We start from the raw sequence: 25006 nt of genomic DNA on the forward strand, positions 1-25006 counted from the left end.
AAAAATGGTAGAGATTTTATAAAATCTCTACCATTTTTTATAGTTTATGAACATTTATAGCCATAGGGCCTTTTTCACCATCTGCAATTGAAAATGATACGTTTTCTCCTTCATGTAATCCACTATCAGGACCATTTTCTTTTAATTGAGAATGATGAACAAATATATCATTTCCATTATTAGCAGATATAAATCCATAACCTTTTTCAGAATTAAACCATTTTACTACACCAGTATAACTTGACATATAATCGCTCCTTAATCTATAAGTAATCGAAAATAGTTTATGTAAAAGTAAAAAGTTTATTCTTTAGAGTTAATTTTAGCTATTTTATCTTTATCCCATATGAAAAGTTGTTCTGAATTGTTAAGTGCAGAAAATAACTTTTCTTTGAAATTAGGAAATGTACTATTTAAATCTCTAATTAATTCTTTCATATCCTGTCTTTTAGTATGACCATCAGCAGGACACGGGTTCTTAATAATAGGATAATCATATATTTTAACAGCTTTTTTAATCATGTATTCATCAATATAAACCATTGGTCTAATAATAGTAATATCAAACTTTTCCATATATGATTTTGGGGAGAAACAATTAATTCTTCCTTCGTAAAACATTGTCATTGCAAATGTTTCAACTGCATCATCTTTATGATGCCCTAAGGCAACTTTAGTACAACCAAGATCTTGTGCAGTACCATTTAATGCACCACGTCTTAATTTTGCACATAAGGAGCAAGGGTTCTTTTCATTTCTTATATCGAATACTATTTTTGCAATATCTGTTTGAACTTCATAAAATGGAACTTCTAAATTCTTACACAATTCATGAAGAGGGCTATTATCAACTCCACCAGGATTTAATGTTATTGCAATAAGGTCAAATTTTACTGGAGAAAATTTTTGATAATTTTTTAAGATATGAAGAAGAGTTACACTATCTTTTCCTCCAGACAACCCTACTGCGATTTTATCATTTTCTTCTATCATATTAAAATCATTTATAGCTTGACGAGTTTTACTCAATAATTTTTGCATCATATGTTTTTGCCTCCGAAATTTATTACTTAGATATTTTAACAAAGCATTAGTTTTTAGACAAATAGAATAAAAAAGATAACTAAACTTACTTTTTTTCAAGCACTTAATAAGTTAGTCTTGCTAAGTTAATATTTAGGATTTGAGTTAATTCTTATAAATATCTTGAGCTAGTAGTGTTAATTTTTCTAAATCTAAAATTTTAATTATATTTTTATTCTTTTCAATAATATTTAATTCAGAAAGATTTTTAATAACTCTATTTAGATGACGATAACTAGATCCTAAAAGTTCAGCTAAATTATTAATCCCATCTATATCAACTAATATTTCTTTAGAATTATTCGATGGTAAAGATGAAATTAAATAGCTTGCAAAGCGACTTTCAATTGGGGAAAGTATATTAATACTCATATAACTTGAATTTCGTCTAAGCTTTTTTTGAAGAGAAGAAATTATAAATCTTAAAAATATTGGATCAGTATAGCCGTATTCTTTTATACTATTTAAAGGTAATGCTAAACAAATACAAGGTTCTAAAGCTTGAACATTACAGTCAGCATAAGGATTTTCAATAAGTTCAATATCACCCATAATAGAAAGAGGAGTATTGAAACATAAAAGTAATGATTTACCACTTGAAAGTAAAGTGGTTACTTTATACTTTCCCTTAACTAAGAAATACATATAAAATAATTTATCATTTAATGAACAAAGAAATTCATTTTTATTAAATGTATGTATTTCTAAAGAGTCTAATAAATTTTTATTTAAGTATGAGTGTAAAGAGTATTTATTAACATAATAAATAAGCTGGTCTTTGTTGCTTAATTTTTTCATAGATTCTCCTTTAAATATAGATAAAATGAAATAATATATATTGTTTACTAAGTTTATATAAAAAGAGTATACTATTAAAAATAAAATAGGACAAATGTCCTATTTTATTTTTATATCTATTTGATAAGATGTTTCTAGAAATTTAACTGGAGGAATTTAAATGTATAATATTTTAGCACTAGTAATTGGAGCACTTATTTCTATTATGATATCATTTAACAGCGGATTAGAAGGTTATGTTGGAAGTACATATTCTGTAGTGATTATTCATGCTGTAGGGCTTATTTCAATACTTATAGTTGCAGCTGTAAAGAAAGAAAAAATAGTAATAAAGGAGGCTATACCATTTTATTTATTTTTAGGTGGAATTTTTGGAGTTATGCTTACATTAGTTAACATAATTACAATAGGAGGTATAGGTGTTGCTTTAACTACAGCACTTGCAGTATTTGGACAATTAGTATTTTCATCCTTAGTAGACCATTTTGGATTATTTGGTTTAACTAAATATGAATTTAATCCTAAAAAACTTGTAGGGTTTTTTATAGTTTTATGTGGATTAGTTATTATGACAATGGCATAGGGGAGGAATAAAATAATATGTTAATGATTTTATTAGCTGTATTTGGTGGTGTACTAACTACTTTATCAATGGTAGTAAGTTCAACACTAGGAAAGAAAATTGGATTAATTCAAAGTACAATAATTCATTATATAGGTGGACTTATTGGAGGAATTTTTATTTTAATAGGTATGGGTAGTGCTTCAGCACCGTCTATCATAGATATGAGCAGAATGCCATTATATATTTTCCTAGGAGGAATCATAGGGGTAATGGTTGTGTATACTTCTAATATAGTTATTCCAAAGATTCCTGTTGTATATAGTACATTATTGATGTTTTCTGGACAAATGTTGTGTGCAATTGTTATTGATGCAATTGTAATGGGGGATTTTTCATGGCAAAAGCTTTTAGGAGCAATAATAGTTGTTTTAGGTATATTTTATAATTCAAAAGTTGATGAAAAAGAGGCAAATAAGCTTAAAGAAAAAACAGATAAGCTTAAAGAAGCTTAATACTTAAACATAAAAAAGGAGGAGATAATTTTTATATCAATTATAAAATTATCTCCTCGTTTTGTTACCTTTTTATTTAAGATCAATACTGTTGTGCTTCCCTTCAATAGTTCTTTGTTAATTTTCATAATTTCATCACCATACATTGTAATTCGATACATCGTATATCTATGTATTATTTTTTTTTGGAATATTAAGGAAAAGCAAAGAAAAAAATAAATTATTGAAATTTTAAATTAAAAGATATATCATATAAGTAAGAATAAATGATAATAAATAAAAGTAAATAAAAATAAATGATATTAAAAGTTATATATAGGAAAAGGGGTATTTGTTTATGTTTATGGAAGAAAGGTTAGATGAAATATTAGAAATAATTCAAGATAAAAAAAAGGTGCTAGTAAAAGATTTAAGTGAAAAGTTTAGTGTATCAGAAAGTATGATTCGTAAGGATTTACAAAGGCTTGAAAAAGAAGGTAAAATAAAGAGGACTTATGGTGGAGCAATTTTAGAAAGAGGCAGAGCTTACAATGAAAATACTACATCAAGAGTATTTGTTAACATTGAAGGGAAAGAACATATAGCTAAAGTGGTTTGTGATATTTTAGAAGAAGATGATGTAATATTCTTAGATATATCAAGTACTAATTTAACAATTGCATCAATGATAAGAAATACAACTAAAAATATAACAGTAATAACAAATATGAATAGAATCTTAATGGAGTTTGATCATTCACCTAATATTGAAGTTATTTTAGTTGGAGGAACATTTAATAAAAGATTAGGGGGAACAGTAGGGGCTTATACTGTAGAGCAAATAAAGAATTTTAATATAGATAAAGCTTTTGTAGGTGCTGGTGGAGTTAATATTGAAGATAACTTTTTAAGTAATTTTAATTTTGATGAATCAATTGTTAAAAAGGAAATATTAAAAAATAGTAAGAAAAATTATATTGTCATGGATGATGAAAAATTTTATAAAGATGGAGCTCATAAATTTGGAACATTAGAAGAGGTAGACTTTATAATTACAGATAAAGCTCCAGATGACGCAGTAAAAGTAGAATTAGATAAATATGATGTAAAAGTAATATATTAAATAAGCAATACGGGGAGAGTAGTTATGATTAAATTAATAGCAACAGATATGGATGGGACATTATTAAATTCTAAAAATGAAATACAAGATGGATTTTATGAAGTTTTTAACGAGTTGGAAGGAAAAGGGATAATATTTGCAGCTGCAAGTGGAAGACAATACTATAATCTTTTAAAAAGATTTGAGGGTATTGAAGATAAAATGATGTTTATAGCTGAAAATGGTACATTTGTGGTTTATAAAGGAAAAGAACTTGTAGTTAATGCATTAGATTTAAATCTTGCAAGAGAACTAATTAAAGTAGGAAGAAATATAAAAGATTCATATGTAATACTTTGTGGTAAAAAATCAGCTTATATTGAAAGTAATGATAAGAGATTAATTGAGCAAACAGAAAAATATTATGAAAGATATGAAATAGTATCAGATTTAACTAAAATTGAAGATGATATATTAAAGGTTACAATTTGTGATTTTGCAGGTTCAGAAAATAATAGTAATAAGTATTATGATGATTTTAGAGATAAAGCTCAAATTGCAGTATCAGGGGAAATTTGGCTTGATATAACTGCAAAAGGTATTAATAAGGGAGTTGCAATAGCGGAAGTTCAGGAGTTGCTAAATATAAAGCATGAAGAAACAATGGTATTTGGTGACTACTTAAATGATTTAGAAATGATGAGTAGTGCTTATCATAGTTATGCAATGGAAAATGCTCATGATGATTTAAAAAAGGTAGCAAGATTCAGAGCAAAAAGTAATGATGAAAGTGGAGTTGTACATGCTATAAAAGAAATATTAAATTAATATATAGTAAAAGCAGAGTTATTTTGATTAATGATAATTCAAAATAACTCTGCTTTATTTTATTATTTACAATTTAAATTGCCAGGTTTAACGTTATCTTGTACGTTTCTTAATGCTTCACCAAATCTTTGATAATGGACTACTTCTCTTTCCCTTAAGAAGCCTAAAATCTTTTTAATTTCAGCATCATCTGTTAAGTTTAGCAACCATTCATAAGTTGCTCTAGCTTTTTGTTCAGCAGCCATATCTTCATGTAAATCAGCAATTACATCACCTTTGGCTTGAATATAAGTTGCAGTCCAAGGGTTACCTGTAGCATCAGTATAAAAAAGTGCCTTACCGTGGTCTGCATAGTGACCAGCTAAACCAGCAGCTTTAATTTCATCTATTGATGCATTGCTCATTAGTTGATATACCATGGTTCCAAGTATTTCTACATGGGCCATTTCTTCTGTTCCTATGTCAGTTAATAGACCTTTTGATTTGTTTGTTGGCATTGTATATCTTTGATTTAAATATCTAAGTGCAGCCCCTAGTTCCCCGTCGGGACCACCATATTGAGTTATTAAAAGTTTTGCCATATTTAAATCAGAGCATTTCAAATTAACAGGATATTCTAATGTTTTTACATAGTACCACATAAACTTACTCCTCCTTATTACTTTCTTTTTCCCAAGGCCAAGGACTGTCAATCCATACTTCAGGATTTTGAATATAAGAAGAGCCAAAGTTAGTTAAAGGACCATAATCTTGCTCATAATCCCAAATTAATTTTCTTAGCTTAGAGGAAATTACTTTATAATCATCAGTTGCATTTTTACAATTAGGAAAATTATCTAAATATAGATTTAAATCTAAAGCAAAAAATTGAAGTTTTCTAATTGCATTTAAACATTCATGCTTATTCATATTTTCTCCTCCTTGGAATACATAATTGCACAATAAGGACTATAAAGATCCTTAAATATTGTTCCAGCATCAAAAGCTGAGTTTAAATCAAACAGGTTTTGATAGGGTTGTAGAACAATACATGCTTTAGCATAAGTCATAGGAGAAAAAACTTTAAATGATTCATAACAGTTCTTTTTGGTATCAGCACAGGCAATATTACAACCAACATCAGATGTATTTTTAATACAATCATCGCAGTTTATACATTTATCTATTCTTTGATAGTACATAATAGTGTATCCCTTCGTAAAAATTATCTACAATACACTTTATGTATAAGCAAAAAAAATGTGAGGAAATATTGTCGAATTAAATTATTTTACTTTCTTTATGACCACAATAATCACACTTAAAATAAATCTTTCCATGCACCTTATTATCATACGCATATTCATATTCATGCATTGATTCACCACAAACAGGGCAAGTAAGTGTTAAATTTTTATTTGAAATATTTTTTTTCATAAATTTTACTCCTTTAAGTGAAATTCAAAATCTTCGATTTTGTTAATTGAACTTGCTTGAAACTCCAAATTTTAATTTGGTTAAGCTGAAAGTACACTTTAGTGTACTCATCTGATTTTATATGAAGATGAGTTTCCTTTAATTATTATATAACTATTTATAATATTCAATAATAAAGAATAAAATGTAGACAGAAAGATATATAACTCAACAAAACATTACTTTATTTGCAAAAGAATAAAAAAGGAGTAAAATATAAAAATGCAATAGATAAATATTAACATAAGATAAAATTTAATAAGAAATGATAGATAAAATGGAGCGTAAGTTTAATATTTTTGAAACTATGACATTAGTAACAACAGTATATTATTTAGGAAAATTTTTAAGAGCTAAAATAAAGTTTTTATCAAAGTATTGTATAACAGCTCCTGTTGTTGGAGGGCTCATTTTTGCAATAGTAATGTTAATATTAAAAGTAACTAATATAGCAACTATAATGTTAGACACAACATTACAAAATTTATTTATGATAGCTTTTTTCGCTAGTGTTGACTTTACAGCAAGTTTTAAGGTTTTAAAAAGTGGGGGATTAAGGTTGCTGTGTTTTTAGCGTTAGCAATACTTTTAGTAATTTCTCAGTAAATTATCCTTTGTCAGTTGTAGCAGGTATTGTTATAATATAGTAATAATATAATTGAAAAGTAGGTGACTATAATGTATAAAAAACAAATAGAAGAATATTTTAACTTGCATAAAGATGAGATGCTAGAAGATATATGCAAGGTAATAAGAATAAAAAGTGATAGACAAGAGCCGAAAGAAGGAATGCCTTTTGGTGAAGGTGTAGTAAAGGTTTTAAATGAGGCATTAGATATTGCTAGCAATATGGGATTTGAAACTAATAATTATGATAATTATGTTGGAACAGTAGATTTTAATGATAAAGAAAAGGCATTAGATATTTTAGCACATCTTGATGTAGTTCCAGCTGGAGATGAATGGACAGTTACAGGGCCTTATGAGCCTATTATAAAGGATGGAAAATTGTATGGAAGAGGTTCTGCGGATGATAAGGGACCAGCAATAGTAGCATTATATGCTTTAAAGGCAGTTAAAGATTTAAATATACCATTAAATAAGAATGTTAGACTTATATTAGGAACTGATGAAGAATGCGGAAGTGCTGATATTGAGTATTATTATAAAATAGAAAAAGAAGCACCTATGACTTTTTCACCAGATGCTGACTTTCCAGTTATTAATGTTGAAAAAGGTGGACTAAAGGCTAACTTTATATCTGATTTCAAGGAAGATACAACAATGCCTAGAATTATATCAGTAAATTCAGGAGTTAAGGTAAATGTTATTCCAGATAAGGCAACAGCAGTAATTGAAGGAATAGATAAGAGTGAAGTTGAGAAATATTGTGATACAGTAACAAATAAAATTGGAGTAAAATTTACTGTTAATGAAGAAAATAATAAATGTATTATTGAAGCTAAAGGAAAAGGTGCTCATGCAGCTTATCCAGAAGGTGGTAACAATGCATTAACTGGAATTTTAACATTATTATCTTCAATGCCATTTGCTGATAGTGAAGGATTTAAAAAATTATGTGAAATTAATAAATTATTACCACATGGTGACTATAAAGGTGAAGCTATTGGAGTAAAGATGGCTGATGAAGTTTCAGGAGAATTAACTTTATCATTTACTATTTTTGAGTATACTACTACAAAATTAAAAGGAACTTTTGATTGTAGAGCACCTTTATGTGCAAATGATGAAAATTTAAGAGATGTAGTTTCTGAAAATTTAAGGAATGTTGGAGTAATTTTGGAACCATGTAATGTATTTGAAGGACATTATGTTGATGAAAATTCTGATTTTGTTCAAACATTATTAAGATGTTACGAAATGTATAGTGGGAAAAAAGGTGAATGTATAGCAATTGGTGGAGGGACTTATGTCCATCACATAAAAAATGGTGTTGCATTTGGATGTACAATGCCTGGAACTGATAATAATATGCATGGAAATGATGAATTTGCAGTTATAGATGAGCTTATACTTAGCGCTAAAATATTTACACAAGCAATAATAGAATTATGTAAATAATATAATAATTTATATAGAGGGAGATAAAAATATGCAAGCATATGAAAGATTAATAAAATACGCAAAAATTTATACAACGTCTGATCCTAAATCAGAAACTACACCGTCAACTAAGAGACAATTTGATTTAGCTAATATTTTAGTTGAAGAAATGAAGGAAATAGGAATTCAAGAAGTTAGAGTAGATGAAAATTGCTATGTTTATGGAGTTATTCCTGCAAGCAAAGGTTATGAAGATAAATATAGTATAGGGTTAATAGCTCATATGGATACTGCACCTGCAGCACCAGGAGAAAATGTAAATCCACAATTAGTTGAAAATTATAATGGAGAAGATTTAACTCTTTTAAATGGAACTGTTTTATCAGTAGAAAAATTTCCACATTTGAAGAACTTAAAAGGGAGAACTTTAATTACAACAGATGGTAATACTCTTTTAGGAGCTGATGATAAAGCGGGTATAGCTGAAATATTAACAGCTTGTGAAAGAATAATAAAAGAAAATATTCCTCATGGTAAGATATGTATTGGATTTACACCAGATGAAGAAATAGGAAGAGGAGCTAATAAATTTGATGTAAAGAATTTTGGAGCACAATTTGCTTATACAATGGACGGTGGAGTTGAAGGTGAAATTTCTTATGAAAACTTTAATGCTTCAGCAGCTACAGTTGAGATACATGGTGTTTCAGTTCATCCAGGATCAGCAAAGAATACAATGATTAATGCAACAAATGTTGGTATCGAGTTTGATAGAATGTTACCTCAAGGTGAAAAGCCAGAATATACTGAAGGATATGAAGGATTCTATTATTTAGAAAGCTTTAGAGGAAATACAGATCATGCTGTATTAGGATATATATTAAGAGATCATGATGCTTGCAAACTTGAATCTAAGAAATCTACATTACAGCTAATTGAAAAGTTATTAAACGAAAAATATGGAGAAGGTACTGTTAAGTTAACAATTACTGATCAATATAAGAATATGGCTGAACATGTTAAGCCATGCATGCATTTACTTGATAATGCAATAGCTGCAATGAAGAGTTTAAATGTTACTCCAGTAATTGAACCTATAAGAGGTGGAACAGATGGAGCAACTCTTAGCTATATGGGATTACCTTGTCCTAACTTAGGAACTGGTGGATATGCATTCCATGGTGAATATGAGCATATTACTGTAGAAGGTATGGAAATTGCAACTAATATAATAATTGAAATATTAAAGAAGTATGCACAATAATTTTATATAAAACTTACATTAGATAAGCAGAGTGAATATTATGACTCTGCTTATTTTTAATATTATGTATATATATTAAAAAATGAAGATGAAAACTTTAAAATATAAAAAAGTATTTATTTTGGGGGAAGAGGTGAGGAAGTATGGAGAAAATTATTGTGGTAGGATGTGGTGGTGCAGGAAAATCAACATTTTCTAGAGAACTATCTAATAAATTAGATATACCAGTATATCATTTAGATAAATTATTTTGGAATGAAGGATGGATTGAAACTCCGAAGGCAGAATTTAATAAAAAAATTGAAAAAGTGATAAACAAAGATAAATGGATAATAGATGGAAATTATATTAGAACAATTGATATAAGAGCAAAGAAGGCAGATACAATAATTTTTATTAATATGCCAACATATATTTGTCTTTATAGAATTTTTAAGAGACGATTTATGTATAGGGGAAAAAGCAGACCAGATATGGCGGAAGGGTGTCCAGAAGGAATTGACATAGAGTTTTTTAAGTGGGTATTGAGTTATAATAAAAAAATTAGACCAGAAATACTTAAAAAGCTAAGTTTATATAAGGAAAAAGATATCATAATTTTAAATGGGAAGAAAGAAGTAAGGAAGTTTTTAGAGGGATAAATATTTTGCTTAGAATGTGTTTCTTTAAACTTTAAAATGGAGAAATAGTTTTAATAATACTAAATAATTCATTATATAGAAATATTTCTGTTAATAAAAGAAAAAGATAGAATTTAAAAGGTAACTTAACTAAGTAATAAAATTTAATGAGTTTTAAGGAAAAACAAGCAAATTCAATATTTGAGAAAACTAATTAAGAGTATTAATATTTAATTAAGTAATTACTTAATTAAATTAGAGGTGCTTATGAACGAGAAGATTAAGATATTTAAAGCTATAGGTGATGAAACAAGAGTAAAAATTCTACTTTTATTATCAAATAGAAATATTTGCGCAAAGGGAATTGCTAAGCATTTAGAGATTTCTGAAGCCGCAGTATCTCAGCATATTAAGATTTTAAAAGAAGCTAATATAATAATTGCATATAAGCAAGGATATTATGTTATGTATGAATTAAATGAGAAAGTATTAGCGGAAGCTATAGGTTTCATAAATCTTCTTATTCATAAAAATACTGATTTAATTTCAAATGAGTACAATTTTAATATTGAAGAGGTAAATACTGATAGGTGTAAGCATGGATGCAAATCCATGAAGGGTTGTTGTAAAAACAAAATTAAGGAGGAATAAAAATGAAAGTATGTTTTCCAGTTAACTCTAATGAAGGTTTAAATAGTATGCCATATAATCACTTTGGAAGCGCTCCAGAATTTGTTGTATGGGATGGGGAAAGTAATGTAGTTAAATCAATTAGTAATGGTGATTTAGGGCATGAGCACGGAAAGTGTAATCCTATTAAAGCATTATCAGGAGAAGTAGTTGATGCTGTAGTTGTAGGAGGAATAGGTAAAGGTGCCATTGTTAAATTAAACTCTATGGGAATAAAGGTATATGAAGCTATTGAAGGAACAATATCAGATAATATTAATTCACTTAAGAATGGTGTATTAAAAGAATTTGATAGTAATCATACATGTAATCATGATGGATGCTCTCATCATGGTAATAAATAAAAAAATATATATATATAACGAAAAAGCATCATTAACTTGATGCTTTTTTATGTATATAACCTTTTGATTGGTAAAAAAAGGAATGGAAAGAACATACTTTCACTTTGGGTAAATTTGTAGTAAAATTAAATGATACGATAGTATATTTTGTACAAAGGATGGAAAATTAATGAGCGGAAAAGAGCATATGATTGTAGGGACTACTGCAACAGCAACAATGGGAATTGGTTTCTTAGTAACAAAAACATTTGATAGTGTAATTTACTTAGTACCATTAATAATTGGGGGATTTATAGGATCGTATATGCCAGATATAGATTCTCATAATTCAAAAGTAAGACAAGCGTTTAATAAAATATTAACTTTTTTAATAATAGCAATCTTTATTGGATATGTTTTGGGGATTATGTTAAATGTAAATGATATTATTGTATTTTTACAAAGCAATTTTAATAATTATTTTGGTGCTATTATGTTTTGTATAGTAACAATACTAGGAAAGTTATCGCCTCATAGAATGTTCACACATAAATGGTTAGGAACATTATCATTTTGTGGCTGTGTTTACTTTATAGGAAATATTTATTTAACATTAGGCTTTACAATGGGATATATATTACATATAGTTTGTGATAGATTTTCGCCTAGGGGGAAAAACCTGAAATTTTTTGAGTTTAAGTTACCCTGCAGAAATTCAAAAAACAAAACTACAATTGTTTGGTAAAAATGAAGTTTCAGCAAGAACAATGTATATGCCTATTTAATAATAAGAAAATTATTGATACAATTATAAGTAAAAAGAGAGATGAAAATAACATTATTTAATAAACAATATTGAGGTGAAATAATGATTAACTATGATTATGGAAGATTAACTGGTGAAGTTATTACTAGGGAAGATTTTGAATATGAAGAAGAAAGAAAAGCTTGGAATAGGGCTATAGAAAAGTATCCACTAATTATTGTATATTGTAAAACAGAAGAGGATATCAGAAATGCAATTATATTTGCTAAGGCTAACTCACTTTCAATAAGAATAAGAAATGGGCGTCATCATTATGAAGGATATTCTACAGGAAATGATGTAGTAGTTATTGATGTAAGTAAAATGAATAAAATATACATAGATGAAGAAAATGAAAAAGTAAAGATTCAAGCAGGAGTAAGAAATAGGGAATTGTATGAAGCTACTGGGAAAAAAGGATATCCATTTCCTGGTGGAGGATGCCCTACAGTAAGTGCAGTTGGATTCACTTTAGGTGGAGGTTGGGGATACTCTGCAAGGCTTTTAGGACTTGGATGCGATAGATTAGTTGAAGTTGAATTAATAGATTGCAATGGGAAAACTATAATTTGCAATAAGGAAATAAATGAAGATTTGTTTTGGGCATTAAGGGGCTGTGGTGGAGGTAATTTTGGTGTAGTTACTTCTATGACTTATAATTTACCACCTAGAATTGATATGGTTACATTGGTTAATATAGATTTTACACATATAGATTTTGAAGAAAATATTGATTTGATTGAAAAATGGCAAGAGATTTATAAGGTTATGGATAAGAGAGCTAATTTTAAGTTAGCTTGTTATAATTCAAGTGATAGAGGTAAAGGTGTTAAGATAGTTGGATTAGTATATGGAGATAAAAAGCTGACAAATGAAATACTAAAGCCGATTAAAGATATTGTATCTCAAGGGAGTTATAAACTTGATTATATAGATATTTTTGAAGCAAATAAAATAATTCAAGATAGTCATCCAGAATTTGAAAGATATAAAAGTGCAGGTAGATTTGTTTATAAGGATTATACTAGGGAAGAAATTACTAAACTTTTAGAATTAATTGATGAAAGAGCGGAAGGGGCTACTTATACAGCAATAACTTTTTATGGATTAGGTGGAGTAATAAAGGAAGTTAAAAGTGATAGTACAGCTTTCTATCATAGAGATGCACAGTTTATCTTAGGGTTCCAATCAGTTTGGGAAGAACCTAGGTTTGCACCAGTAAATAGAAAATGGTTTGTAGAAAAATTAGAGTACATAAAATTTATAACAGATGGTGGATTTGTTAATTTCCCATGTCAGGAGATAAATAGTCAATCAAAAAGTTATGAAGAGGAATATTATGGGGAAAATTCAGAGTTGTTAAAATTAATAAAAGAAAAATATGATAAAGATGATTTCTTTAATTTTGAACAAGATATTAGAATAGAGAGAAAATTATTTTATGATTTCCTTGTTAGATAATATTTAGAAGGTTATTATTAAGATAATAAAAATAACAGTAGAGATAGTATATTACTCTACTGTTATTTGTTATTTTCTTTAAAAGAATAAAGATTAGATTATTAATATAAAAATACTACTTAGCAATCGGAATTGCTTTCATCTACAGTAGGTGCTTCTATTAAAGTAGCAAAGATATATTCATGACGATGTCCATCTACAGTTGTAGTATAGCCTTTTACTAGATGAACATGTTTTCCATTTCCTACATATATTGCAGGGCCTGTAGTATTACAGATTTTATGATGATGATCTACAAAATCTGTATTAGTGGCTAGCTTATGAACATGTGATCTACCATATTTTATAGCTTCACCAGTAACTCCAGCAAAACGATGGTTGTGTCTATCATCGCATTCTTCAGCAAACATTGTTGAACCTTCAAATTCATGAACATGATCATCTAAAGTATTTTCTGAATAATCATCACTTTCACAATTAGAATATCTACATTTATTATATCTAGTACTCATAAAAATTATTCCTCCTCATTTGTTGTTATAATATATAATATGACGATCCTAAAAAAGTTGACATAAATTTTTATTGAAAATATATTAATTTATTGAATTTCTCCAGTAATTTAAAAAAATGATAATATCTTTTAAAGATGGACTTTTAGCATTTCTTACATAATAACCAGAAGTTGCAGTTCCTAAAACTAGTGACAGTTGAGTAGAAAGTCCTAATACTTGTCCAAAGCAGAAGCCAGCATTAAAATTATCTCCAGCACCTGTAGTTAATTTGGGATTTGGTTCGTAAGGCCCAGGAGTATAATAGTATTTTCCGTTACATACTGCACATGCTTCCTTTACAGGATGAATTACTAGTGTATGAATACTTAACCTTTTAGAAAGTTCTATTGTAAGAGTTTTTAAAGGAACTTTATTTTCTGATGAGGTTATTCCGAAAATTTCTCCAATTTCATAGGCTTCTTTTTCATTCAATCCTAAAATAACATTAAATTTAGATGAAAATTCTTTTAATAATGATAAAGCTTCTAAAACATCAGATTTTAATCTGTTTTCGGGATCAGCTAAATCGAAGAAAATATACTTATTATCTTTTTTATTTAGATTAGGAAGTACTTCATTAATTAAACCTTTCCATATTTGAGTCATATAAGGAAGCATAGTCCAGTTCTCTAATCCAACTAAAGTTGAACTATCAATAATAGAGGTTAACTTTTCAACTCCGACTTTTTCTTTGATCTTATTCCAATTTACATCTTTTAAGCATTCACGTTTTCCAATCATAAGTTTTCCGTCTAAAAATTCAACTGCATCTGTAAGACCAGGATTTGAAATAGAAATTATATTACATTTTTTAGACATTTCACTGAAGACTGGATTAATGGAATTTTCACCAAGAGCACCTATATAATTTATATTTAAGCCATAGGTGGCCAAAGCATTGCTCATAATAGGTCCATTACCACCAAGTTTGCTTTGAAGAGGAATAAATTCAACATTTGAGCTTAGTCCGGCAGCTTTACTGATAAAATCACCGAATTCACTTAATGTTTCCATTCTAATATAGTTATTTGCATCAGTTCTTGTTTTGACTACATGAAGAATTTGATCAACAAATCCGTCTAATCCCATTAATGCATTAATATTTATATTATTATGTTGCTCTAGAAATGCAATTAAAGAGTTAAGGTCATTTTTTAAATTTTTATCCAATTAAACTTCCTCCAATCAATAAAAATAATATCTTTAAAAGCTGGTAATAAATAACGTAAAATTTAATTTCATAATATATATATAGTGATTTAAAAAAATTATGTTAGTATTCTTTATTTTGATAAAATGATATAATATAAGTTAAATGAAATTAGTGCAAAAGAGAAAAAGAAGTTAGGATTTAGATTAAGGAATGGTAAAACATGCAGGAGAGAATAGACTACAAAAAAATAGATTTTAATTCAGCAAGAGATGTATTAGGTGGTAAGAATGTTGTTTTTACAGGGAGAGGATTTTTAGTAAGAGGAGAACTTATGAGACTTGCGAGGCAGGCTGGAGCAAATGTAGATACTATAGTAACAAAAAAGTGTGATATTTTAATTGTTGGGGAAAAACCAGGTAGCAAGCTAAGAAAAGCAAAAATTTTAGGGTGTGAAATAATTACTACAAATGATTTCAAAGATATTTTAGAAGGCAAAATAAGTAAAGTAGAAAATGATATTGATGAAGATATATTAAATATAAATAGTAATGATAATATTAATGAAGGTATATATATTTTAAGAAAAAATATATTATTGCTTATAAATAATGAAGCTATTAAAATGAAAACTATTAGAAATATAAAATTAAATGGTGGAAATATTATAGATAATTTTGATAAAGAAAAGGTTGATTTAATAGTTTATCAGCCAAACTCTAAAATTGCTAATATTTTAGATAAAGCTAAAAAGGATAATATAAATACAATTAGTTTAGGGGTTTTTAATAAAATGCTTATGAGTTGATTAATAAAATAATTTGGGGAGGAAAATAAGTTGAATAATAAGAGGGATGGACATGTACACAGTTATTATTGTCCACATGGAAGTAATGATAGGTTTGAAGCGTATTTAAGGAAGGCAATAGAATTAGGAATAGAAGAAATTACATTTACAGAGCATATGACTATGCCAGAGGATTTAACTTTAGATGGAGTAGATAGGGAATATTTAAATTCTTCTGCTCCAAATATAGAAGAGATGAAAAAGTACTTAAAAGAAGTAAGTAATTATAAAGAAGAATATAAAAATAAAATTAAAATAAACATTGGGTTAGAAGTAGATTATTTAGAGGGATATGAAGAATTTACAACTGCTATGCTTAATGAATATGGAAGGTATTTAGACGATGCACTTATATCTATTCATATAGGAATGTATGAGGGGAAGTATTATGCATTTGATTGTATTGAGTCATTTGAAGCATTACTAAATAAAATCGGGGGTGTAGAAAAAATATACAATTTATATTATAATACCTTATTGAAGGGAATAAAAAGTAATTTAGGAAATTACAAGCCTAAAAGGATTGGACATCCTACATTAATTAGAATATTTAATAAGTTATATCCTATTGACTATAAAAATGATAAATTATTTGAAGAAATAATTAAGGAAGTCAAATTAAGAAATTATGAATTGGACTATAATACAGCTGGATTAAGAAAACAGTATTGTGGAGAAATATATCCAAGTGGTGATTTGTATGATTTAGCGATAAAAAATAATATACAAATGGTTTATGGATCTGATTCTCATGAAGCTAAGGATGTTGGATTTAACTTCAAATAATATAATTGGAGGAAGAGATATGGGAAGCATAAGGTTAAAAAAAATAATTGCAGTTGCCATGATATTTGTTATGGGGTCATCAGTTTATGGATGTACAAGTACAAATGCTTCTGGTAGCCAAAATGATAATATTGTAGTTGAAGATTCAAACAATAACAATAGTGGTAATAATGATATTGTGGTTGAAGATGATGAAAATGAGCAACAAATAAGCAATACAGAAGAAAATTATGATGATGAATCTAAGATAGAGTTGTTTAAATTATACTCTAAGGATGCAGAGCAGGGAGCAGAAATTTATTTAGGTGAAGTTGAGATTGATGAAAATGAATCATTAGAAAATAAATTAGCACAAATTGCAACTGTATTAAGTGAAGAAGCTTTTGACAACTTACCAATATCAATTACTGAAATCAAAGACGTAGATGGAAAGAAGATTGCGGTATTTAATTTAGATGAAATAGGTAACAATGCAGGTGATGTTCAATTTTCAGATTATGAAGGTATAAGTTGGTATAATAATTTCTTTGCAGGATCAACAGGTGGAGATATAACTCAATATACTTTAATAAGAAACTTATTACAAAGAGATTATACAGGTGAATGGATTGATGGTGTAGAGTTTACATACAAAGGTTCTAAAATTGAGTTTGATCATGTTCCAGACTTAGGAGAAATTACTTACAGATAGATAATATTCTAAATTAAAATTTTAAAGGTTGTATCATAATTGATGCAACCTTTATTTTACATGATATAAACTATTTTAAATAGTTGCTTTTATTATATAATTTAAGTAAAATAAGTTTTGTTATTAAAAATATGAGGTGATAAATATGAGTGGTATAGCAGGTAATGGGTGCGCAAGAATAGTACCAGAAGAAGCTAAAAAGACTCTTGAAGAAATAGAAAGAAGTATTGTTAAAAGATATAGAAAGCCAATATGGTCGAAATTTATAAAAGCAGTTAAGGATTATCAATTAATAGAAGAAGGCGATAAGATAGCGGTTGCAATTTCCGGTGGCAAAGACTCACTACTAATGGCAAAGTTATTTCAAGAATTAAAAAAACATGGTCAAGTAAATTTTGATGTAGAATTTATAGCAATGGATCCAGGATATCATCCACAAATAAAAGATTTACTAATAGAAAACTGTGAGCATTTAAACATTCCAGTACATATTTATGAATCGAAAATTTTTGAAATAATTGATGAAAAAGCAAAAGACTATCCATGTTACCTTTGTGCAAGAATGAGAAGAGGATCATTATATAATAAGGCTAGAGAATTAGGATGTAATAAGCTTGCATTAGGACATCACTATAATGATGTAATTGAAACAACTATGCTAAATGTTCTTTATGCAGGAAACTTTAAAACAATGTTACCTAAATTAAAGGCTGATAACTTTGAAGGAATTGAACTTATAAGACCACTTTATTATGTAGAAGAGGAAGCAATTATAAGATTTATTAAGTATACAGGATTATGGCCACTTAATTGTGCTTGTATGGTTGCTGCAGAAAAAATTGGGAATAAGAGACACGAAATTAAAGATATGATAGCAGAATTAAAGAAAAACTTTAATGATGTTGACAAATCTATATTTAAGGCTGCAGCAAATGTTAATATGAATTCTATTTTAGGATGGGAAAAAGATGGAGAAAAATATTCATTTTTAGATCCAGAAAACCCAAAGAAATAAATTAATAAAGCAGAATAAAACAGGGTAGGTTGCTAATACTAAATATATAATATTTAGTGGAGGTGTTGTTATGGCTAAGAAAGGTCAAGAAGCCACTTGGGAAAATGATCATTTTAAAGGGGCAAAGAAACCAAGAGCAGCAAAAGTACCAGAAGTAAATCCAGTTGGAAATGGAAAATAGCATAAATTTTTATATAAAGTAAATATAAACTTAATTCTAACCTTAAGGTGAAGTTTTAACTCTACTTTAAGGTTAGAATTGGTTATACAAAAAGTGCACTTAGTTTAGTGGTATCTATTAGTATTACCACCTAAAAAGAACAAGTATTATGACGGTTAGCAATTAGATAAATAAAAAAATAAGCTAAAGTACTAAAAAGGTATGTACTTTAGCTTATTTTCATATAAAATATAAGAGTGGGGAAAATTTGGATAATGTATAATTGAAATAACATATTTAGATTATGGAGGTAAAAATGGATAAAGAAACACTAATGAAAATGGATCCTAATATACTAGTAAGTATGGTTAATATGAAGTTAAGAGATTATTATTCAAGTTTAGACCAGTATTGTGACGATATTGGGCTTGAAAGAGAATATATTGAAAAGAGACTTGGAAGTATTGGATATAAATATTGTTCAGATATTAATCAGTTCAAATAATTTATTAAGTAATAATATTAATGGGTAGATAGAAAATTTAAAAAGAGGTGAAGAATATGAAATTAAAAAAAATAGGAAAAATTGCGGTGGTTATTGCTGCGTCAACAGCATTGGTTACTACTTTAATTAATGACAGGAAAAATAAAGAACGTACAAGTAATGACTAGTAATACATTTACTAAGATATGTAAAATAGGGGTAATAATATGAATATAATCAAGGGGAAAGAGGTTGCAAAAAGAAATATATCATCAACTATAGAGAAATAATATGGAGCGATTATTTTTATTGATATAAAAAATGAAAAAGTTAGTTTATGTGGCAACTTAGAAAGTATATTCCAGATGAAATGTAATAATCTTGATATTTCAATAAATAAATTTTGTGATTATATTCATGAAAAGCATGTTGAAAAATTTCTTTGTTTATTTAACGAAGATAATTTAACTAAAAATAATTTTAAGTTACAGATAAAAAATCATTGCCCTGAAAAAGTTAAGTGGATTAAAATTCATTTAAATAAAGTAGTAATTGAAAATGAAGTTATAGGATATGAAGGATACGTTAGTGAGATAGTTGATTTAAATGGAGATGAAAGTGAAGTAGCATTTTTAGAAAACATACCATATTTGGATGAAGTTACAGGATTACATAAAAGAATTTATTTAAAGGATAAATTAGATGTTTATTTAGAAATAAATAAAAACTCTGATAATAAAGGTGCATTAATTATATTAGGATTAGATAATTTTAAATATATAAATGATACTTTTGGAGTTACATATGGAGATAAATACCTAAAATCAGTTACTAAAGAGCTTAAAAATAAGCTTATCAGTGATGATTATATTTGTAAACTTGAAGGTGATGAGTTTTTAATATTTTTACATAATGCTACAACGTTAAGGGAGATTGAAACTAAAGCACAATTTATTATAGATGTTTTTAATAAATCGTATAACATAGAAGGAAAGCAAGTGCATGTTACAACTAGTATAGGAGTAGCAATTTATCCAGATGATGGATATGATTTTGATGAGTTAATAAAAAATGCAGATGCAGCAATGTATGAAGCAAAAACAAAGGGGAACAATCAGTATCAATTTTTTAATGATAGTATTGCACAAGCCATGGATAGGGCATATAAAATACAAAATAATTTAATGAGTGCAATTGAAAATGAAGAAATGTATGTTGTATTTCAACCAAAAGTAATTTTAGCTCATGAGAAAGTAAATGGATTTGAAGCACTAATTAGATGGAATAATAAGGAGATTGGAAATGTGCCTCCAAGTGAGTTAATTCCAGTTGTTGAAAATAATGGAATGATAGTACCTTTAGGAAATTTTGTTTTATGGGAAGTTTTTAAGAAAATTGATTTACTATTAAAATCAGGGTATTCAAATTTTAAAATTGCAGTAAACTTATCAGATATGTAACTGAGAGACCGAGAGTTAATAAATTATGTTAAATACTTATGTGATATTTATAAGATTGATGGTAGGTATATTGAGTTTGAAATAACTGAAGGGATATTAATCAAATCCTATGAAGATACATTAAGATCTTTATATGATTTAAAAAAACTTGGTGCAACCATAGCATTAGATGACTTTGGTACAGGATATTCATCATTAAACTATTTAACTAAGCTTCCAATTGATGCATTGAAGATTGATAGGAGTTTTGTTATTGATATGGTAGAAAATCATAAAAGTAGATGGATTGTAGAAAATATAATCCAATTATCTCATAAATTAGGTATAGAAGTTGTAGCTGAAGGAGTAGAACTTGAAGAGCAAGTTGATTATTTAAAATCAATTTTATGTGATATTGTTCAAGGATATTTTTATAGCAAACCTGAGACATTTGAGAAAGTGGTAGATTTATTAGAAAAATAATTAGATAATTATTAGGTAAATAAAATAGGAGTGATAAAATTTTTATTACTTCTATTTTATTGTGAAAAAATATAGAAGGAGAAAGATACATGAAGAGAAAAGTTGATTTAGTTTCAGGGAATATAATAAAAACATTAATAGCGTTATCTTTACCAATATTGGGGACATCGTTTATTCAAATGGCATATAGTTTAGTAGATATGATATGGATTGGAAAAGCCGGAAGTGCCGCTGTTGCTGCTGTTGGGACAGCTGGTTTTTTTGCATGGTTTGGAAATTCCTTAGTTTTAATAACGAAGACTGGTGCCGAAGTTGGAGTGTCACAAGCTATAGGTAAAAATGATGAAAAGGAGAGAAATTCATATGTATATAGCAGTATAGCATTATGTGTTGTAATGTCAATTATATATGGAATTATTTTAATTTTATTTAGGAATGAACTTATAGGTTTCTTTAATTTAGGCGATTCAAATATAATAAAGATGTCTTTAGAATATTTAATTATTATTGCATTAGGAATGATATGTGCTTTTTTAAATCCACAGCTAACAGGGATATTTACTGCTTCAGGAAATAGTAAAACTCCATTTGTAGTAAATACTATAGGACTAGTAATGAATATAGTTTTAGATCCAATTTTAATATTTGGATTTGCTGGGATTAAGCCATTGGGTGTAGTAGGTGCAGCTTTGGCAACAGTATTATCACAACTTCTAGTTACTATTATATTTATATATACATTTATTAAAAATGGATATAACTTTAGTTTTAGTAATAAGAAATTTATTACTTTAGAGTATATAAAAAATATATGTATATTTGGAGGGCCAACAGCAATTCAAAATTGTTTATTTACATTTTTCTCAATGCTCCTTGGAAGAATTGTAGCTAGTGCAGGACCAGTTTCAATAGCAGTTCAAAAAGTTGGATCACAAATAGAATCTATTTCGTGGATGACTGCTGGAGGATTTGCAAGTGCATTAACCGCATTTATTGGACAAAACTATGGAGCTAAGAAATGGGATAGGGTATTAAATGGATATAAGGTTACACTATTTATTTCTTGTTTATTAGGAGTATTTACCACAATATTATTAGTGTTCTTTGGTGGGGGTATTTTTTCAATATTTATAAATGAAGGTGAAGCAATAGCTCAAGGAATTGATTATTTGAAAATTTTAGGCTATTCTCAATTGTTTATGTGTTTGGAAATAACAACATCAGGAGCATTTTATGGAGTTGGAAAAACTGTTACTCCATCAATAATAAGTATTATTTTTACTGGTTTAAGGGTACCTTTGGCTATAATTTTATTTAGACCAGAGATTTTAGGGATAAATGGAGTATGGTGGAGTATTAGTGGAACAAGCATAGTAAAAGGAATATTACTTGTAGTGCTGTTTTCATTAATAGTAATAAGACCACTAAAAAAACAAATAAGCATAGAAGTTTAAAATAATCAAAAAAAGGCTCATGTTAAAATATTAGAAGTAACATGAGCTTTTTATTTATTATTTTTTTAGTACATGATAAATTTCAGGAGTATCCATAGTTATTTTTTCGAATGTATATCCTTGACTCTTATAATATTTAATTATACTTTTTATTGCTATGGCAGTATTTTTGTTTGCATATGCATTATGCATTAAAACTACAACATTGTCTTTGGTAGATATGGACCTATTTAAAATAGTATCCGGAGATGAATTTGGGTTTGCTCCGTCTAAAGTATCTTGAGTCCAATCATATATTTTAAATCCATTAGAATGAACTGCATTTACCATTTCGTTGGATAGTCTATAGGTACTATTATTTGTTCCATAAGGGAATCTTAAAATACAGTAATTTTCACCAGTAACATCATAAAGAGACTTTTGAACTTGTTTCATTTCTGAAATGAAACCATCACAGCTACTATACAGTTTACTTCTTTCATGAGTAAAGCTATGTAGGCCGATACTATGACCTTCTTCTTTCATTCTAAGAATTATATCCTCCTGTCCTTTTATCTGATTGCCTATTATAAAAAAGGTAGCAGGAACATTTTCTTCTTTCAATACATCTAAGGTTTTTGTAGTTACCTCTCCACCAGGAGAATCATCAAAGGTTAAATAAACAACCTTTTTATTAGTGTTTTCTCTATTGTCATCATCACAATATGTGATTGATTGAGGAAAGAGAAGAAAAACGGCAAAAATAAATAAAGTTAAATTAAATAGTTTTTTCATCATATAAAAATCACTCTTTTCGCTATAAAATTAATAAGTTCCTCTAGATTAGAGTCATTTTTAGTATGTACAATTTGAAAAAATATATTTCTTGATATTTTATATAAAAGAGTATATAATAACAAAAAGGCTTTAAGTCGAATCAGAGAGTTCGGTAAGTTTCAAAAGTTTGTAGTATTAATAATTTTAATAGAATTACTATAGCTTCTTACTGAATGTAAGAAGCTTTTTTTTTACCTTTAATAACAGTCCAGTGAGGCTGAAAAGGGGGAATTTTAAATTCTCCTTAAAAGAAAATAGGGAGGGTGTTTTATGACACAATATACAGGTGAATTATTAAAAGAAAGTAGAAGCGTTAAAGATGGGGCAATGAAAGTTATTCTTGCAATGCAGCATCTAATAGCAATGTTTGGGGCAACAGTACTAGTACCAATATTAACTGGATTAGATCCATCGGTAGCATTATTTTCAGCTGGTGTTGGAACATTGATATTCCATTTATGTACAAAAGGGAAGGTTCCAGTATTTTTAGGATCATCATTTGCATTTATTCCAGTAATAGTAGCAGTAGGAGAAAAATATAATGGTGATTTAAGATATGCTCAAGGTGGTATTATTGTAGTTGGATTGATTTATGTAGCAGTATCCTTTTTAATAAAAAGGATAGGATTAAAGAATATTAAAAAAGTATTACCAGCTCAAGTAGTAGGGCCAATGATAATAGTAATTGGTTTAAACTTAATTCCAACAGCATTAGATATGACAGGAATAACAGCTATAGCTTCAGGAGGAAATGATGCTGTAGTAAGTGTAATAATAGCTTGTATAACATTAGGAATAGCATTGTTAATTAAAAAGTTTAGTAAAGGATTCTTATCACAAGTATCTATTTTAATAGCTGTAGTAGTAGGATATGTAATTAGCTCAATGTTTGGATTGGTATCTACAGCAGAAATTCAAAGTGCAAGTTTAGTGGCTATACCAAGTTTTACATTACCTAAATTTGATATTGCTGCAATGGCAATAATAGCACCAGTGGTATTAGCTGTAGTAATGGAACATGTAGGTGATATTACTACAAATGGAGAAGTTGTAGGTAAAAATTTTATAGAAGATCCAGGTTTAAATAGAACGTTATTAGGAGATGGACTTGCAACGTTAGCAGCTGGATTTTTAGGTGGACCAGCAAATACAACATATGGTGAAAATACAGGAGTGCTAGCAATAACAAAAAATTATAATCCAGCAATATTAAGATTAACAGCTGTTTTTGCAATATTATTAAGCTTTGTTGCGAAGTTTGGAGCTGCAATAAGAACAATACCACAACCGGTAATGGGTGGAATAAGTTTAATGTTATTTTCAATGATAGCGATTGTTGGAGTTAAGACAATTAAAAGAGAAAAAGTTGAATTCAATATTTGCAATATTGTTGTAATGCTAGCAATATTAATTATAGGGCTTTCAGGAAACTTCTTAGAAAATGCAATAGGAATACAAATAACTGAAACAGTAAGTATATCAGGATTAAGTTTTGCTGCAATTATAGGGGTTTTACTTAATGTAAAATTTACAAAATTAAAAAAAGCAAAATAATTAAAAATATTAATTAATATAACA

Annotated in this window: 29 protein-coding genes and 1 pseudogene; 20 read left to right on the forward strand and 10 right to left on the reverse strand. The window is 28.0% G+C overall.

Annotated elements, in window-relative coordinates; translation table 11 throughout:
• Positions 1–37 precede the first annotated feature (37 nt).
• The 3 genes from I4V63_RS10635 to I4V63_RS10645 all read right to left on the reverse strand — a co-directional run bounded on the left by I4V63_RS10635 (position 38) and on the right by I4V63_RS10645 (position 1881).
• Positions 38–247: a cold shock domain-containing protein gene (locus I4V63_RS10635; protein WP_042395066.1), complete on the reverse strand. Its 210-nt coding sequence runs from the start codon at positions 245–247 to the stop codon at positions 38–40.
• A 56-nt stretch (positions 248–303) separates the two neighbouring features.
• Positions 304–1041, reverse strand: a complete 738-nt coding sequence (locus I4V63_RS10640) for an ATP-binding protein (protein WP_196001280.1) — start codon at positions 1039–1041, stop codon at positions 304–306.
• 147 nt (positions 1042–1188) lie between these two features.
• Positions 1189–1881: a cyclic nucleotide-binding domain-containing protein gene (locus I4V63_RS10645; RefSeq protein ID WP_196001233.1), complete on the reverse strand. Its 693-nt coding sequence runs from the start codon at positions 1879–1881 to the stop codon at positions 1189–1191.
• 160 nt (positions 1882–2041) lie between these two features.
• Here I4V63_RS10645 and I4V63_RS10650 point away from each other — a divergent pair, with 160 nt between their 5' ends.
• The 4 genes from I4V63_RS10650 to I4V63_RS10665 all read left to right on the forward strand — a co-directional run bounded on the left by I4V63_RS10650 (position 2042) and on the right by I4V63_RS10665 (position 4867).
• Complete coding sequence (locus I4V63_RS10650; RefSeq protein ID WP_196001234.1) at positions 2042–2464, forward strand: DMT family transporter; 423 nt, start codon at positions 2042–2044, stop codon at positions 2462–2464.
• 17 nt (positions 2465–2481) lie between these two features.
• Positions 2482–2958 (forward strand): DMT family transporter, encoded by a 477-nt coding sequence (locus tag I4V63_RS10655; RefSeq protein WP_196001235.1) that lies wholly within the window; start codon positions 2482–2484, stop codon positions 2956–2958.
• Positions 2959–3295: 337 nt separating this feature from the next.
• A complete protein-coding gene (locus tag I4V63_RS10660; protein WP_196001236.1) occupies positions 3296–4060 on the forward strand; it encodes a DeoR/GlpR family DNA-binding transcription regulator in 765 nt (254 codons plus the stop codon).
• Positions 4061–4084: 24 nt separating this feature from the next.
• Positions 4085–4867, forward strand: a complete 783-nt coding sequence (locus I4V63_RS10665) for an HAD family hydrolase (RefSeq protein WP_196001237.1) — start codon at positions 4085–4087, stop codon at positions 4865–4867.
• A 62-nt stretch (positions 4868–4929) separates the two neighbouring features.
• Here I4V63_RS10665 and I4V63_RS10670 read toward each other — a convergent pair whose 3' ends face one another.
• The 4 genes from I4V63_RS10670 to I4V63_RS10685 form a co-directional block, all read right to left on the reverse strand.
• Positions 4930–5508, reverse strand: a complete 579-nt coding sequence (locus I4V63_RS10670; RefSeq protein ID WP_196001238.1) for a manganese catalase family protein — start codon at positions 5506–5508, stop codon at positions 4930–4932.
• A gap of 4 nt (positions 5509–5512) precedes the next feature.
• A complete protein-coding gene (locus I4V63_RS10675) occupies positions 5513–5776 on the reverse strand; it encodes a spore coat protein CotJB (RefSeq protein WP_196001239.1) in 264 nt (87 codons plus the stop codon).
• Complete coding sequence (locus tag I4V63_RS10680; RefSeq protein WP_196001240.1) at positions 5773–6048, reverse strand: spore coat associated protein CotJA; 276 nt, start codon at positions 6046–6048, stop codon at positions 5773–5775. The genes I4V63_RS10675 and I4V63_RS10680 overlap by 4 nt, the downstream gene beginning before the upstream one ends.
• 79 nt (positions 6049–6127) lie before the next feature.
• Positions 6128–6283: a hypothetical protein gene (locus I4V63_RS10685; protein WP_196001241.1), complete on the reverse strand. Its 156-nt coding sequence runs from the start codon at positions 6281–6283 to the stop codon at positions 6128–6130.
• Between the two features lie 316 nt (positions 6284–6599).
• Between I4V63_RS10685 and I4V63_RS10690 the strand changes: the two genes are divergently transcribed.
• The 8 genes from I4V63_RS10690 to I4V63_RS10725 all read left to right on the forward strand — a co-directional run bounded on the left by I4V63_RS10690 (position 6600) and on the right by I4V63_RS10725 (position 13549).
• Positions 6600–6896, forward strand: a complete 297-nt coding sequence (locus I4V63_RS10690; protein ID WP_347707730.1) for a sodium/glutamate symporter — start codon at positions 6600–6602, stop codon at positions 6894–6896.
• A gap of 104 nt (positions 6897–7000) precedes the next feature.
• Positions 7001–8404: a dipeptidase PepV gene (gene pepV, locus I4V63_RS10695; protein WP_196001242.1), complete on the forward strand. Its 1404-nt coding sequence runs from the start codon at positions 7001–7003 to the stop codon at positions 8402–8404.
• Between the two features lie 31 nt (positions 8405–8435).
• Positions 8436–9650 (forward strand): peptidase T, encoded by a 1215-nt coding sequence (pepT, locus tag I4V63_RS10700; protein WP_196001243.1) that lies wholly within the window; start codon positions 8436–8438, stop codon positions 9648–9650.
• Positions 9651–9793: 143 nt separating this feature from the next.
• The gene (locus I4V63_RS10705; protein WP_196001244.1) at positions 9794–10291 is read left to right on the forward strand and encodes a DNA topology modulation protein; all 498 of its coding nucleotides are present in this window, start codon (positions 9794–9796) and stop codon (positions 10289–10291) included.
• Between the two features lie 246 nt (positions 10292–10537).
• On the forward strand, positions 10538–10921 hold the full coding sequence (locus tag I4V63_RS10710; RefSeq protein WP_196001245.1) for a metalloregulator ArsR/SmtB family transcription factor: 384 nt from the start codon (positions 10538–10540) through the stop codon (positions 10919–10921).
• A gap of 2 nt (positions 10922–10923) precedes the next feature.
• Positions 10924–11304 (forward strand): NifB/NifX family molybdenum-iron cluster-binding protein, encoded by a 381-nt coding sequence (locus tag I4V63_RS10715; protein WP_196001246.1) that lies wholly within the window; start codon positions 10924–10926, stop codon positions 11302–11304.
• A 169-nt stretch (positions 11305–11473) separates the two neighbouring features.
• Positions 11474–12028, forward strand: a complete 555-nt coding sequence (locus tag I4V63_RS10720; RefSeq protein ID WP_196001247.1) for a metal-dependent hydrolase — start codon at positions 11474–11476, stop codon at positions 12026–12028.
• A gap of 123 nt (positions 12029–12151) precedes the next feature.
• Positions 12152–13549, forward strand: coding sequence for an FAD-binding oxidoreductase (locus I4V63_RS10725; protein ID WP_196001248.1), 1398 nt, complete (start codon positions 12152–12154; stop codon positions 13547–13549).
• A 119-nt stretch (positions 13550–13668) separates the two neighbouring features.
• On the opposite strand, the gene I4V63_RS10730 is transcribed toward I4V63_RS10725, so the two are convergent.
• Both I4V63_RS10730 and I4V63_RS10735 read right to left on the reverse strand, forming a co-directional pair.
• Positions 13669–14061 carry a YmaF family protein gene (locus tag I4V63_RS10730; RefSeq protein ID WP_196001249.1) on the reverse strand — a complete coding sequence of 131 codons (393 nt, stop codon included), beginning with the start codon at positions 14059–14061 and terminating at the stop codon, positions 13669–13671.
• 84 nt (positions 14062–14145) lie between these two features.
• A complete protein-coding gene (locus I4V63_RS10735) occupies positions 14146–15273 on the reverse strand; it encodes a hypothetical protein (RefSeq protein WP_196001250.1) in 1128 nt (375 codons plus the stop codon).
• A 203-nt stretch (positions 15274–15476) separates the two neighbouring features.
• Between I4V63_RS10735 and I4V63_RS10740 the strand changes: the two genes are divergently transcribed.
• The 7 genes and pseudogenes from I4V63_RS10740 (at position 15477) to I4V63_RS10775 (ending at position 22612) form a co-directional block, all read left to right on the forward strand.
• On the forward strand, positions 15477–16061 hold the full coding sequence (locus I4V63_RS10740; protein WP_196001251.1) for a BRCT domain-containing protein: 585 nt from the start codon (positions 15477–15479) through the stop codon (positions 16059–16061).
• Positions 16062–16091: 30 nt separating this feature from the next.
• Positions 16092–16886 (forward strand): histidinol-phosphatase HisJ, encoded by a 795-nt coding sequence (gene hisJ / locus I4V63_RS10745; RefSeq protein WP_196001252.1) that lies wholly within the window; start codon positions 16092–16094, stop codon positions 16884–16886.
• A gap of 19 nt (positions 16887–16905) precedes the next feature.
• Positions 16906–17577: a hypothetical protein gene (locus I4V63_RS10750; protein ID WP_196001253.1), complete on the forward strand. Its 672-nt coding sequence runs from the start codon at positions 16906–16908 to the stop codon at positions 17575–17577.
• A 145-nt stretch (positions 17578–17722) separates the two neighbouring features.
• Positions 17723–18592 carry an ATP-binding protein gene (locus I4V63_RS10755; RefSeq protein ID WP_042395003.1) on the forward strand — a complete coding sequence of 290 codons (870 nt, stop codon included), beginning with the start codon at positions 17723–17725 and terminating at the stop codon, positions 18590–18592.
• A 476-nt stretch (positions 18593–19068) separates the two neighbouring features.
• Entirely contained in the window at positions 19069–19257 is a 189-nt protein-coding gene (locus I4V63_RS10760; RefSeq protein ID WP_196001254.1) for a DUF4250 domain-containing protein, read from the forward strand.
• 344 nt (positions 19258–19601) lie between these two features.
• Positions 19602–21158: pseudogene (locus tag I4V63_RS10765) on the forward strand (bifunctional diguanylate cyclase/phosphodiesterase).
• Positions 21159–21247: 89 nt separating this feature from the next.
• The gene (locus I4V63_RS10775) at positions 21248–22612 is read left to right on the forward strand and encodes an MATE family efflux transporter (protein ID WP_196001256.1); all 1365 of its coding nucleotides are present in this window, start codon (positions 21248–21250) and stop codon (positions 22610–22612) included.
• Between the two features lie 57 nt (positions 22613–22669).
• Here I4V63_RS10775 and I4V63_RS10780 read toward each other — a convergent pair whose 3' ends face one another.
• Positions 22670–23389 carry a polysaccharide deacetylase family protein gene (locus tag I4V63_RS10780; RefSeq protein WP_196001257.1) on the reverse strand — a complete coding sequence of 240 codons (720 nt, stop codon included), beginning with the start codon at positions 23387–23389 and terminating at the stop codon, positions 22670–22672.
• Positions 23390–23698: 309 nt separating this feature from the next.
• On the opposite strand from I4V63_RS10780, the gene I4V63_RS10785 reads away from it, so the two are divergent.
• A complete protein-coding gene (locus tag I4V63_RS10785) occupies positions 23699–24982 on the forward strand; it encodes a solute carrier family 23 protein (protein ID WP_196001258.1) in 1284 nt (427 codons plus the stop codon).
• Positions 24983–25006 lie beyond the last annotated feature (24 nt).

The organism is Clostridium sp. 1001271B_151109_B4 (assembly GCF_015670405.1).
GTDB lineage: Bacteria > Bacillota > Clostridia > Clostridiales > Clostridiaceae > Clostridium.